Origin of the sequence: Parasphingorhabdus sp. (assembly GCF_049667325.1) — a bacterium.
In the GTDB taxonomy this organism is placed as follows: domain Bacteria; phylum Pseudomonadota; class Alphaproteobacteria; order Sphingomonadales; family Sphingomonadaceae; genus Parasphingorhabdus.
In genome coordinates this window covers 1-11,294 of the sequence record NZ_JBATHY010000158.1, presented here as the reverse complement: position 1 = coordinate 11,294, position 11,294 = coordinate 1, and the positions used below count along the sequence as shown (strand labels likewise).

At 56.1% G+C, this 11,294-nt stretch carries 15 protein-coding genes; 7 read left to right on the top strand and 8 right to left on the bottom strand.

Annotated elements, in window-relative coordinates; all coding sequences use genetic code 11:
• Positions 1-85: 85 nt before the first annotated feature.
• The 3 genes from WBM93_RS07230 to WBM93_RS07220 all read left to right on the top strand — a co-directional run bounded on the left by WBM93_RS07230 (position 86) and on the right by WBM93_RS07220 (position 1,515).
• Positions 86-481, top strand: coding sequence for an endonuclease domain-containing protein (locus tag WBM93_RS07230; RefSeq protein ID WP_424430163.1), 396 nt, complete (start codon positions 86-88; stop codon positions 479-481).
• A gap of 249 nt (positions 482-730) precedes the next feature.
• Positions 731-1,060, top strand: coding sequence for a DUF6122 family protein (locus tag WBM93_RS07225; RefSeq protein WP_424430160.1), 330 nt, complete (start codon positions 731-733; stop codon positions 1,058-1,060).
• 47 nt (positions 1,061-1,107) lie between these two features.
• A complete protein-coding gene (locus WBM93_RS07220; protein ID WP_424430157.1) occupies positions 1,108-1,515 on the top strand; it encodes a hypothetical protein in 408 nt (135 codons plus the stop codon).
• Between the two features lie 92 nt (positions 1,516-1,607).
• On the opposite strand, the gene WBM93_RS07215 is transcribed toward WBM93_RS07220, so the two are convergent.
• Positions 1,608-2,411: a Coq4 family protein gene (locus WBM93_RS07215; protein WP_424430154.1), complete on the bottom strand. Its 804-nt coding sequence runs from the start codon at positions 2,409-2,411 to the stop codon at positions 1,608-1,610.
• 177 nt (positions 2,412-2,588) lie between these two features.
• Between WBM93_RS07215 and WBM93_RS07210 the strand changes: the two genes are divergently transcribed.
• From WBM93_RS07210 to bfr, 4 genes are all read left to right on the top strand, one after another.
• Positions 2,589-3,263: a nitroreductase family protein gene (locus WBM93_RS07210; protein ID WP_424430152.1), complete on the top strand. Its 675-nt coding sequence runs from the start codon at positions 2,589-2,591 to the stop codon at positions 3,261-3,263.
• Between the two features lie 30 nt (positions 3,264-3,293).
• Positions 3,294-4,535, top strand: coding sequence for a DUF418 domain-containing protein (locus tag WBM93_RS07205; RefSeq protein WP_424430149.1), 1,242 nt, complete (start codon positions 3,294-3,296; stop codon positions 4,533-4,535).
• 67 nt (positions 4,536-4,602) lie between these two features.
• Positions 4,603-4,773: a (2Fe-2S)-binding protein gene (locus WBM93_RS07200; RefSeq protein ID WP_424430146.1), complete on the top strand. Its 171-nt coding sequence runs from the start codon at positions 4,603-4,605 to the stop codon at positions 4,771-4,773.
• 122 nt (positions 4,774-4,895) lie between these two features.
• On the top strand, positions 4,896-5,372 hold the full coding sequence (gene bfr, locus WBM93_RS07195) for a bacterioferritin (RefSeq protein ID WP_424430171.1): 477 nt from the start codon (positions 4,896-4,898) through the stop codon (positions 5,370-5,372).
• A 15-nt stretch (positions 5,373-5,387) separates the two neighbouring features.
• Here bfr and WBM93_RS07190 read toward each other — a convergent pair whose 3' ends face one another.
• The 7 genes from WBM93_RS07190 to WBM93_RS07160 all read right to left on the bottom strand — a co-directional run bounded on the left by WBM93_RS07190 (position 5,388) and on the right by WBM93_RS07160 (position 11,279).
• Positions 5,388-5,804, bottom strand: a complete 417-nt coding sequence (locus WBM93_RS07190; protein WP_424430143.1) for an Hpt domain-containing protein — start codon at positions 5,802-5,804, stop codon at positions 5,388-5,390.
• Positions 5,805-5,939: 135 nt separating this feature from the next.
• Complete coding sequence (gene der / locus WBM93_RS07185) at positions 5,940-7,331, bottom strand: ribosome biogenesis GTPase Der (protein ID WP_424430140.1); 1,392 nt, start codon at positions 7,329-7,331, stop codon at positions 5,940-5,942.
• A 31-nt stretch (positions 7,332-7,362) separates the two neighbouring features.
• On the bottom strand, positions 7,363-8,697 hold the full coding sequence (locus WBM93_RS07180) for a PQQ-binding-like beta-propeller repeat protein (protein ID WP_424430137.1): 1,335 nt from the start codon (positions 8,695-8,697) through the stop codon (positions 7,363-7,365).
• Positions 8,694-9,464 (bottom strand): tetratricopeptide repeat protein, encoded by a 771-nt coding sequence (locus tag WBM93_RS07175; protein WP_424430135.1) that lies wholly within the window; start codon positions 9,462-9,464, stop codon positions 8,694-8,696. The genes WBM93_RS07180 and WBM93_RS07175 overlap by 4 nt, the downstream gene beginning before the upstream one ends.
• Positions 9,465-9,621: 157 nt before the next feature.
• Positions 9,622-10,494, bottom strand: coding sequence for a 3-methyl-2-oxobutanoate hydroxymethyltransferase (panB, locus tag WBM93_RS07170; protein WP_424430132.1), 873 nt, complete (start codon positions 10,492-10,494; stop codon positions 9,622-9,624).
• A 158-nt stretch (positions 10,495-10,652) separates the two neighbouring features.
• On the bottom strand, positions 10,653-10,934 hold the full coding sequence (locus tag WBM93_RS07165; RefSeq protein ID WP_424430168.1) for a DUF427 domain-containing protein: 282 nt from the start codon (positions 10,932-10,934) through the stop codon (positions 10,653-10,655).
• A gap of 186 nt (positions 10,935-11,120) precedes the next feature.
• The gene (locus tag WBM93_RS07160) at positions 11,121-11,279 is read right to left on the bottom strand and encodes an ArsC/Spx/MgsR family protein (protein ID WP_424430166.1); all 159 of its coding nucleotides are present in this window, start codon (positions 11,277-11,279) and stop codon (positions 11,121-11,123) included.
• Positions 11,280-11,294: the final 15 nt, after the last annotated feature.

The window sequence follows — 11,294 nt, the reverse complement described above, 5'->3', positions numbered from 1 at the left end:
TGGAAAGGTTGGTTTTGACAGTTCTGGCCTGACTGTCCCGCTATATAATATTTTATGATACATCTTTCCTCCCTGTTGCGAAGCAATGGAGAGGTGGCGCGCCGAAGGCGTGACGGAGGGGCGATTGGCGCGAACAACCAGAAAAGCGGTCCTGAAGGCGAGGCAGTTGCGCAAGACGATGAGCAAACCGGAAGTCATGCTTTGGCAGCTCTTGCGCAAGAAACCGCTCGGCATCAAGTTCCGCCGCCAGCATCCAATTGGGCCCTATATCGTCGATTTCTATTGCGCATCGGCCAAGCTCGCGATCGAAGTCGACGGGATGGCTCAGGATATGGGCGATCGCCCGGAGCGAGATGAACGGAGGGAAAGGGATTTGTCTGTCCGAGGCGTCGAGACCATCCGGATATCCGCGCGAGAAGTCTTGCATGACCCGGTAGATATTGCTGATCGCATATCGCGATATATTCAGAGTTTGCGCTAGGCCCCTCCGTCATCGCTCCGCGATGCCACCTCCCCATGCCTGTGGCACAGGGAGGAAATTCCTCCGTTTCAAGAGCTTCCAGATAGCGACATTTATGATATTTCCTCCCTGTTGCGAAGCAATGGGGAGGTGGCGCACCGGAGGCGTGACGGAGGGGCGATGCCGCATGGAATGATCATTTGACCGGAACGCAATCTATTTCACCAGGCTATTGAAACCGTCCTGACATCGGCGCAGGGAGGATCAGACATGCCCGACATCCTACAATTCACTCTCCATTACGGCGGCCATTTCCTCGTTCCCTTCGCCATCGGCCGGATCTTCTGGCGGGAGCACTGGTGGAAGGCGGGGCTGATCATGGCCGCGACCATTGTCATAGACCTCGACCACCTGCTCGCTGTCCCGATTTTCGATCCGGGCCGCTGCAGTATCGGCTTTCACCCGCTGCACACGGCATGGGCCGCACTCGCCTACGCCGCCATGCTGGCAATCCCGTCCTGGAAATGGCGCGCGTTCGGTCTGGGCCTGCTCTGGCATCTCGCGGTCGATGGCGGTGATTGTGTCCTGCAGACTTTGTAACCAATCCGCCCGTCAGGCGTTACAGAAAAAATGGCAGGAGAAAGATCATGACCGCAAGCTATTCGGGTACCCCGCTCGCCAAGAAGCTTTCGCTAAAGGACGGCATGCGCGTCTGGTTTCCGGATATGCCGGACAGTGTTCGGGCGGAAATCTGGGAGTGTGATATAAAGCTGTCGGAAGAGAAACTTCCCACGCCCGGGCTGAATGCAGCCCATATATTCGTTGACCGGCGCGCTGTGATGGAAAAGCATCTCGCCATCCTGCGCGAAAATATTGACCCCGCCGGTCAGGTCTGGGTGAGCTGGCCAAAAAAGGCTTCCGGCGTCGAAACAGACATCACCGAAGACACGATCCGCACCGTGGCGCTGCCAATGGGCTTTGTCGATATCAAGGTCTGCGCCGTCGATACGGTCTGGTCCGGTCTGAAGCTGGTGATCCGCCGGGAGTTACGATAGCCGTGCTCCGCATTTGATGCGGACTTCCGCGCTACCAAGCGGAACGCCTGAAGAAGCTCCGCATCGAGTGCGGTCCACCCTGTTTCGTATCTTTAGGCCGGTTGCGCCAGCATATTATAGGGATCTATTTCCTGTGCGCGGAACCGCGCATGGGCCTCGTGATAGAAATGCGGTGCCTTGATATGCAGCCGCTCGCGCAATGCATCCAGCGGCTGGGCGAGCAGATCGGTGATCGATTCTTCGTTGATCCGGGGACAGGCCTTGCCCATTTTCTGGGCTTCGCGGATCGCCTTGAATATCGGCGCCTTGCTCTTTACCTGCTTCTTCATATTCAAACCGGCGGCATAGGCAATGAACACATTGGCCAGAGCCGGGTTTTGGCCATAGGTAAATGCCAGCACGCAGGCCTCACCTAGCGCGTCGCGGCCATAGCCGGTCAGGATGTGGAGCAAATCATGGGTGTCGCGTTGGCGGAAACCATACCATTCGACCAGGTCACCATATTTTTGCGGACTGAACCGGTCATATTCGGCGATCAGTCCGGCAGCGCTGAGACCTTCTTTTTCCATGAAATCGCAATAGGCGTGGGCCAGGCTGCCTTCGGGCATCCGGCGGAGACGCTCGTGATCGTCGAGCAGACCGGACAGATTGGGTTCGCTGACCAGAAGCGCCTTGCCCTTGTCGCTTTCGACAAAGGCTCTTGCATCCTTGCGGAATCCGGGACGCGGTAAGGATTCAAAGATATGAAACACCTGTTCTGTGTCTTCCTTGTCTTTGATCAGCTCGCGAAAATGATGGAGCGCCTTGAGCGGGCGAAAACGCGCTGCCGGGCGTTCGGGATGGATGAACGGTGTTTCCGAATCGCTTGATGCGGGAAAGTCATGTTTGATTTTCATGCGCTATCTATATTTCTTACTAACATTGGTGTCAATATGGTTTTGACTTTCCTGCGCACTGATGCTGCGCTATCCAGCCGCTCTACCCATTTTGACCTAATAAAAGGTTTCTTGGGCCCTGACTGAAACAGGTTCGGCACAGGCGGTTGACCCACATTGACCTGAGGAGACAGAAGTTTGAAGCCGCATGAGACTCTGCCCTATACCGAACTGCCGGACTATTCCGACGCCGAACGCATCGCGCGATCACAGGCTTTTTACGACGCGATGAAGAGCCGCCGTACCTGCCGCTATTTTACCGATGAAGCCATACCCCGTGCGGTGATCGAAAATGCGATTCTGGCCGCTGGCACCGCCCCCAATGGTGCCAACCACCAACCCTGGCATTTCGCGGTGATCGAGACGCTGGAAAAGAAAAAGGCATTGCGCGCTGCTGCCGAGGATGAAGAACGGGCTTTCTACGAGAGCAAGGGCAGCGCAGAATGGCTGGAGGCGCTCGCGCCGCTGGGCACCGATTCCGACAAGCCGTTTCTCGAAACCGCGCCCTATCTGATCGTCATCTTTGGCCAGCGCAAAGGCGGTATGAATCCCGGCGAGATGAAACAGAATTATTATGTCAACGAAAGCGTCGGCATCGCCACGGGAATGCTGATTACCGCGCTGCATGATGCGGGCCTCGCTACCCTTACCCACACGCCCAATCCGATGAAGTTTCTGAACCAGCTGTGCGAGCGCCCGAGCCACGAGAAGCCGATGATGGTGCTGGTGGTAGGGAAACCGACCGCAGACGCGACGATTCCGGTCCACGCGACAGTCAAAAAACCGCTGGACGCTATTTCCTCATGGCTGTAGTATGTGAATAATACAGCGGGAGTATTTGGAATGGGCGCGTCTCAACGCTATCTGGAAATGGACGCGCTGCGCGGTTTTGCGGTGATGGGCATTTTGCTGATGAATATCATCGGCTTTTCGATGCCCGAAATGGCCTATATTAATCCAGCTGTTTATGGCGGCACCGACACTCCCGATATTATCGCCTGGTTTGCTTCCTTTCTATTGGTCGACGGGAAGATGCGCGGGCTGTTTACGTTTCTTTTTGGCGCCAGCCTGATCCTGATTTGCGAACGGTCCGAGGCAAAAGGGGAAAGTCCGGCCAAAACCCACTTTTCCCGCATGTTCTGGCTGGCATTATTTGGCCTTGCGCATTTTTTCTTCCTCTGGTGGGGCGATATTCTGTTCCTCTACGCGGCCATAGGTTGCGCTGCCTATTTCTTGCGCTTGTGGCCAGCCGAGAAGCTGATACGTTCGGCGATCATCCTCTATTTGCTCGGATTTGTGATCTACTCAGGCTTCATGGGCAGCTTGATCTATCTGCAACATGCCGCAGAGGCAGCAGGCGCTGGATCGGATCCGGACAAGCAATATCAAGACGCGATGATCGGAATCGCGCCGTCGGCCGGTGAAATCACAGAGGAAGTATCACGCTATCTTACCGGCTATGCTGAGCTGGTACGCTATCGGGTTGCCGAGCAATGGTTTGCGCCATTGGGCGTGATTGTACAAAATTTTCTGGAGACCTTGCCGTTCATGATGTTTGGCATGGCGCTTTACAAAAATGGCTTTCTGACCGGTAGCTGGGAGGCAAGCCGGTACCGGCGGGTAGCGACCATATCGCTGTTGATCGGATTGGCAATCCTGATCCCGATTGGTATATTGATACTCAGTCAGAATTTTGAACCGCTGCTGACACTGAACGCGGTCATGGCATGGTCGATGCCGTCGCGGCTTTTGATGACCATCGGCTATTTGGCGCTGCTCGTCCTGTTCATCCAAAAATTTGCAACCAGCCGGTTGATTCATCGTGTCGCCGCTGCAGGACGCGCCGCCTTTTCCAATTATCTGGGCACCAGCCTGCTCATGACCTTCATATTTTATGGCTGGGGCCTGGGCTATTATGGATCGGTCGGCCGGGCAGAACTATATCTGTTTGTCCTCGGCGCATGGGCGCTGATGTTGCTCTGGTCACAACCCTGGCTGATGCGCTTTCGCTACGGACCGCTGGAATGGCTGTGGCGGAGCCTGGCCAAGGGGCAGGCCCAACCGATGCAGATCGATAAAACCTGAAAATATTCCTTTTTGCTATTGCGATCTATTCTCATTAGCGATATACGAGTCGCAGTGAGGAGCCGATATGGTTGTTTGTGTTTGCAATGCGATAAAGGAAAAAGACCTGAGAGCCGCGGTGCGCAGCGGTGCGGACAGGCCATCGCAGGTCTATGCGCAACTCGGCCGCAAGCCCAAATGCGGGCAATGCCTCTCCTTTGCCCAGACGATTATCAGGTCCGAAATTGCGACCGCTTAGCATTCTCGTTAGCAAATCATTGAAATAATTATATTTTCTAAAGAAGCGGCCCTTTCGCTTGAAGGCGCAATACTGTATAGGATCAGGCAATCCATTTGCTGAATACCGGGAAGGACGCTGCCATGAAGGGCGATACAAAAGTCATCGAGTTTCTCAACGAAGCTCTGAAAAACGAACTCACCGCAATCAACCAATATTGGTTGCACTATCGCATGCTCGACAATTGGGGTGTGGCAAAACTGGCTGAATTTGAACGCCAGGAATCAATTGACGAAATGAAGCATGCGGACAAATTGGCCGAGCGGATTTTCTTCCTCGACGGACTGCCCAATTTCCAGTTGCTCGGACGCCTGAAAATTGGCGAAACAGTCGAGGAGATCCTCAAGGCTGATCTGGAACTGGAATATGAAGCCTTGCCGATGCTCAAGGACGCTATCGAGCATTGCGAGAGCGTGCGCGACTATGTCAGCCGTGACCTGTTCGCCGAAATCCTTGAAAGTGAAGAAGACCATGTCGATTCACTCGAGCAGCAGTTTGACCTGATCGAGCGGATGGGGATCGAGAATTATATCCAGCTGCAGTCTAAAGCGGTCGAGTAGCCGATAGCGACCATCTCAGCCGAACAGTCCGCCATATTTGTGCGGCTGGCGCTGGCGCTCGACCAGCGGGCTGGAATCCTTCTCCAGAATCGCCAGGGTTTCTTCGAACATCGGACGCAAGCCGGCTACCAATTCGAGCACTTCGTCCGGCGTATCGTGATGCTCGACGCAGGAGCGAGCAGTCAATTCGATCATTTCCGCAGTAGCGCTTAGTCTCCGGGCGCCAAATTGGAGCGACTCTCCCTTGAGATTATGCGCGGCGTTGACCATCGCTACGGGATCTTTCGCGCGCATGGCCTCTTCGATCTTGCGAACGGACTGGGTGCCATCTTCACGGAAATAGCCGAGTATCCGGACGAAATTTGGCCCTAGCGCCAGACTGGTTTCGGTGCAGACCGTCCAGTCAATCAATTCGCTTTCCAATGGCGACACCAAATGCTCCCGGTAAAAATAAGTGAGAATGGGCGATTGCAGGAAAGCCTACGACCAAAGCGGTAAAAACTTGGTTACCGGGACAAGTAAACAAAAATCCGAATTAGTCCTCGATTTCTCTATGTTACGGGAAAATCATTCTTTTTCGTGATAGGGATTTTTGGGAGCGCGAATAATCAGGCGCACCGGGACACCCCCAAAGCCTAACTCGCGGCGGATTCCGTTGATCAGATAGCGTCGGTAGCTTTCGGGCAGATCATCGACGCGCGTGCCGAAGATCACGAACGAAGGCGGCCGCGTCTTGGCCTGAGTGATATAACGCAATTTTATCCGCTTCCCGCCCGGTGCTGGTGGCGGATTTTCGGAAATCGCATCTTCGAACCACCGGTTGAGCTTGCCGGTCGAAACCCGCTGCGACCATATCCGGCGGGCCTGGAAGGCCGCTTTCATCAACTGGTCGATACCCTTGCCGGTAAAGGCAGATACGGGAATCAGCGGCACATCACGCACCTGCGCCAGCCCGTCATCCAGAGCCGCGCGAATTCCGTTGAACAGCTTGCTGGGTCCTTCGGCGACGTCCCATTTGTTGATCGCAATAACGACGCAGCGGCCTTCCTGGATCGCGTGGTCGGCAATCCGCAGATCCTGCGCTTCCAGACCTTTGGTCGCGTCGAGCAGGAGCACCACAACTTCGGCGAAATCCACTGCATGGCGGGCATCGGCAACCGCCAGCTTTTCCAGCTTGTCATTCACCTTGGCGCGCTTGCGCATACCAGCGGTGTCGATCAGCCGGACCCGGCGATCAGGCTCGATACCATCGAGCTTCTCCTCCTCGGTCAGCGCATCATCATGCCAGACCCATTCAACCGTGATACTGTCCCGCGTTATGCCCGCTTCGGGACCGGTAATCAGCCGGTCTTCATTGAGCATCTTGTTGATCAGCGTCGACTTGCCCGCGTTGGGACGGCCGACAATGGCCAGTTTCAGCGGCGCCGATTCATCGGTGGGTTCTTCGGATGCTGCGGCCTTGAAATTCTCGACATAGGGCTGAATCGCCTGAAACAGGTCGGCCATGCCATCTCCGTGCTCTGCGCTGAACGGAATGGGATCGCCAAAACCGAGCGAATAGCTCTCCAATATACCGGATTCTGCCGCCTTGCCCTCGGCCTTGTTGACCAGTAACACGACCGGTGTTTTGGCACTTCTGAGCCAGCGTGCGATTTCTTCGTCAAGCGGGGTAAGACCGGCACGACCGTCAATCACGAATATCGCCAGTTCCGCGCCTGCAACCGCCATTTCCGTCTGCTTGCGCATCCGTCCCGGCAGACTCTTGGCATCCTCGTCCTCATAACCGGCAGTGTCGACGATGTTGAACTCGAGGCCCAGCAGATTGGCGGCGCCTTCCCGCCGGTCACGCGTGACACCGGGCGTGTCGTCGACCAGCGCCAGCTTCTTGCCGACCAGACGGTTGAACAGCGTGGATTTGCCGACATTCGGTCGACCTATAATTGCAATATTGGGCAGCATTGCGCCAGTCCCGTCCTTTTGATTTAGATCCTCAGCGGAACGCGGAAATCCGTCCGCTGTCGTCGAGAATATAGAGCATGCCGCCCGCAACAATCGGCGGTAGCGAAACGCCATCGTCCAGTTCGAACAGGGTCTGGCTCGTACCGTCGCCGGGCGAAATCGACACGACATCGCCTTGCGTGCTGGCAACGATCAAGCGATTACCCGCCAATATCGGACCGGTCCAGTTAATCGGATTTTTCTTTTTCTCTTCATTCTTGAAAGCGGCAAGCTGGCTCATCCAGCGAACTTTGCCACTCGGTCGGGCGATACACAACAGCTTCGCGTCATCGGTCAGCACGAACACCCATTCACCCGCCACGACCGGAGTAGCGATTCCGGCAATATTCAATTCCCAGATCCGCTGGCCGGTGACCAGTTCGTAAGCCGCCATGCGTCCGCCCTGGCCAAGTGCAAAAACACGGCCGCGATCAATCACCGGATCGGCGTCAATATCGGACAATGTTGCCACCGAAGTCGTAATACTGGTCCGCGCCAGCGCATCATTCCAGAGATTGCGACCATTTTCATAACGATAGGCGGTCAACTCGCCCGAGGAATAGCCAGCGACAATCGTACCTTGCCCCGCCGCAGGAGCTGCCACACCGAAAATCCCGGCCAGACCAAGCGTACCCGCCTCGTTCCACTGCACAGATCCATCCACCAGGTTAAGCGCATAGATCTGGTTATCCTGGGTCATCACATAGACATTGCCGTTGGAAATCGTCGGCGACCCGCGCAACGGGCCAGCCGGACGCACTTTCCAAATCTGGCTGCCGTCTGCCACGTTCAGCGCAACAACATCGCCGACGCCATTGGTTGCATAGACGATATCGTTGAATACGCTTGCTCCGCCGCCAAATCGCGACGATTCTCCGTCTCCCTTGACCTCGATCCGGGTGGTCCAGATTTTCGCTCCCGATGCCGCGTCAAAGGCATGCACCATGGCTTCGGTATCGATGACAAAAAGCCGTCCGCCGGATACCACCGGCGCGGCCGCCAGCCGCTGCCGTTTTGTGGTGCCGCTGATATTGGCGGTCCAGACTCGTCCGAGATTACCTTCTAGCGCGACATGGCCGATTGATTTGCTCGGATTGCCGCCCGATTGTGCCCATTCGCTATTGGCCACCGGGGCTGGCAGGATCACCGCGATGGAGGCCAATGCCGGATCGACTTCCGCGCCGCTTTCACCGCTCAATATCGGCGTGCGTTTGCCGAGCGTCGGGGTGTTTTTCTTGTCCTCGCCATCGCCGCCGCCCAATATGCCGCAGCCAGAGAGCAAAGACAGGGCCAGCAGGCTGGCGATCAGTTTCTTACCGGAAATCATTCCTTAGCTTCTCCCTTAGCCGCGCCCGCATTCAGCGGTGTCGCTTTTACTTCATCATCGTCCAGTTCCACTGCGTCTATGCCTTCGACACCCGCCATTTGCAGAGCACGCGACCGGATCGTGGCCGGGACAGAGTCGTCTTTCGCAAGCTGCGCAAAAAGCGGCCCCGCGAGATCGGATTTTTTCATGTTCAGATAGGATAGCGCAACCATTTCACCCGCGCTGCCGAACCAGGGGTTGCCGGGAACGGCAAGCGACTTCAACCGGTCAACCACCGTCTGGGGCTTTAATGTGTCAAATTCTGTGGCAGTCTGGCGGATCAACGCCAGATCGCGAAACGGTTTCGGCAGACTGGTATCCGCAGCGACCTTGGCGTAGCCCGCAATCGCCTTTTCGGGATCGTTTTTTTCCAGGGCTATATTGGCTTGCAGCAATTGCGCGGCTGCCCGATAGCCGTCCTGATCGGCTTCCATCAGAGATTCAAGCGCGGTCGCCGCGCCGTCGAGATTATTCTGGCGGACGCTGTCTATCGCAGCAACATATTCCTCGCTGCGGAGACCGGAGTCCTCGTTCTGGCTGTTCTGCCAGAAGATCCAGCCAGCCAGCGAACCCAGACCAATGACGATCGCCGCGACAATCACCAATCCGTAACGGGCAGCAAAACTTTTCAGCTGGTCCTCGCGCACCGCTTCATCGACTTCGCGCAAGAACACCTGTTCCTGGCGATCCGGCTGCTCTTCTGGTGCTTTGTCTTTGTCTTTGGCCAATGTGGCTTCCTCAAATCTGTTTCACGTACCGCGTTCGCTGTTCAGACGAGCGCGCTTGGCAATCGGCTGTCCTTTAGCGTCCGCAATAGCAAATGTAAAAGTCTATTGACCATTTCCACAGGCTGAACGGAGGATAGAGTGAAAGTGAAAATTTTCGCTATTTTTTCGGTTGATAGAGCTGGTCGGGGCCCGGAAAGCTGCGCTCCCTGACCTCTCCGGCATATTGCTCTGCGGCCTGATCAATTTGCTCGGCAATATTGTGATAGCGTTTTACAAAACGCGCGGTGCGGTCGAACATGCCAAGCATGTCTTCGGTGACCAGCACCTGACCATCGCATTGCGCCGATGCGCCGATGCCGATTGTTATCGCATCCACCGCCTTGGTCGCTTCGATCGCAATCGGCTCCAGCACGCCTTCCAGTACGATCGCAAAGGCTCCAGCCTTGTCCAGCGCTACCGCATCGCCGACGATTTTCTTCGCTTCCGCGTCGCTGCGCCCGCGGGCGGCATAGCCCCCCAGCACGTTGATCGCCTGAGGTGTCAGGCCGACATGGCCGATCACCGGTATGCCGCGCTGGACAAGAAAAGCGACGGTTTCGGCCATCACCTCACCGCCTTCGAGCTTTACCGCCGCAGCGCCGGTTTCTTTGAGAATATAGGAAGCGCTCTCAAAAGCCTGTTCCGGCGATCCTTCGTAGGAACCGAACGGCATGTCGACGACGACAACGCTGTGATAGCTGCCCCGGACCACCGCTGCGCCGTGGTTACACATCATCTCGAGCGTGACCGGGATCGTGGAATCAAGCCCGTAAATCACTTGCGCCAGCGAATCGCCGACCAGCAGCATGTCGCAATGCGCATCGAGCAATTGCGCAGACCGCGCGGTATAAGCGGTCAGCATGACCACCGGCTCCGCCGTCACGCGATCGACCTTGCGCCCCTGGATTTTGGGAACAGACAACCGTCGCATCGGCTGCGGCCTCGGATTGGCGCGGCTGGTGGAGGTATCGAGTTTGAATGTTGTAGACATGAATCGACTGATAAACGACGTTGAAAGATAAGGCCAGCATTGCTGTTAGCGCCTGAACGCGCCGATAGCTCTGCCGGGATTGTCGTTGAACAGCGCATCCACGCCAGCCCCGAAAAATGCGCGAATTTCTGCCGTCAGATCGCTGGTCACAACCATCACTAGCCGACTTCTACGCCTTTCCAGAACGCCATCCGTCCCGCTATCTCGGCGGCCGCTTCCTTCGGCGCGGGATAATACCACGCCGCATCTTCGTTGGTTTCACCGTCGACGATCAGACTGTGATAAGACGCATCGCCCTTCCAGGGGCAATGGCTGGTCGTGTCGCTGTGCAACAGATATTTCGACCAGACCGCGTCGCGCGGGAAATAATGATTGCCCTCGATCACCACCGTATCGTCGCTTTCCGCAATTACCGCGCCATTCCATTTTGCTTGCACCATCATCATATCGCCTTTCGCCTGAACCTGACTGCGCCGATGCCGATTGTTAGCGGCATCCGGTCATTTCCGGACGAAACGTCCGGAATCAAAGGCTGGGAATATATTCGATGTCGGTGACTGGCGATACGGCAATCGGGGCGATTCTCCCGCAACAAACTGGCTGATTTTTGTGCTGGCAAGCAACGATCAGCTGTTGCGCGCTGCCAGTCCTGCCGCTTCATAATCCGATGCCTTGAAACCGACGACCAGCTCTTCACCATGTTCCAGAACCGGGCGTTTGATCATGCTGGGATTCTCCATCATCACCATTACCGCGGTGTCGTCGCCGATATTTTCCTTCACCATGTCGGGCAGCTTGCG

Excerpts from the sequence above, each read along its gene's own strand:
- WBM93_RS07200 (WP_424430146.1), top strand. The coding sequence starts at position 4,603 with ATGGTTGTTTGTGTTTGCAATGCGATAAAGGAAAAAGACCTGAGAGCC.
- der (WP_424430140.1), bottom strand. The coding sequence starts at position 7,331 with ATGCTGCCCAATATTGCAATTATAGGTCGACCGAATGTCGGCAAATCC.
- bfr (WP_424430171.1), top strand. The coding sequence starts at position 4,896 with ATGAAGGGCGATACAAAAGTCATCGAGTTTCTCAACGAAGCTCTGAAA.
- WBM93_RS07180 (WP_424430137.1), bottom strand. The coding sequence starts at position 8,697 with ATGATTTCCGGTAAGAAACTGATCGCCAGCCTGCTGGCCCTGTCTTTG.
- WBM93_RS07160 (WP_424430166.1), bottom strand. The coding sequence starts at position 11,279 with ATGGTGAAGGAAAATATCGGCGACGACACCGCGGTAATGGTGATGATG.
- panB (WP_424430132.1), bottom strand. The coding sequence starts at position 10,494 with ATGTCTACAACATTCAAACTCGATACCTCCACCAGCCGCGCCAATCCG.
- WBM93_RS07220 (WP_424430157.1), top strand. The coding sequence starts at position 1,108 with ATGACCGCAAGCTATTCGGGTACCCCGCTCGCCAAGAAGCTTTCGCTA.
- WBM93_RS07165 (WP_424430168.1), bottom strand. The coding sequence starts at position 10,934 with ATGGTGCAAGCAAAATGGAATGGCGCGGTAATTGCGGAAAGCGACGAT.
- WBM93_RS07230 (WP_424430163.1), top strand. The coding sequence starts at position 86 with ATGGAGAGGTGGCGCGCCGAAGGCGTGACGGAGGGGCGATTGGCGCGA.
- WBM93_RS07225 (WP_424430160.1), top strand. The coding sequence starts at position 731 with ATGCCCGACATCCTACAATTCACTCTCCATTACGGCGGCCATTTCCTC.
- WBM93_RS07205 (WP_424430149.1), top strand. The coding sequence starts at position 3,294 with ATGGGCGCGTCTCAACGCTATCTGGAAATGGACGCGCTGCGCGGTTTT.
- WBM93_RS07215 (WP_424430154.1), bottom strand. The coding sequence starts at position 2,411 with ATGAAAATCAAACATGACTTTCCCGCATCAAGCGATTCGGAAACACCG.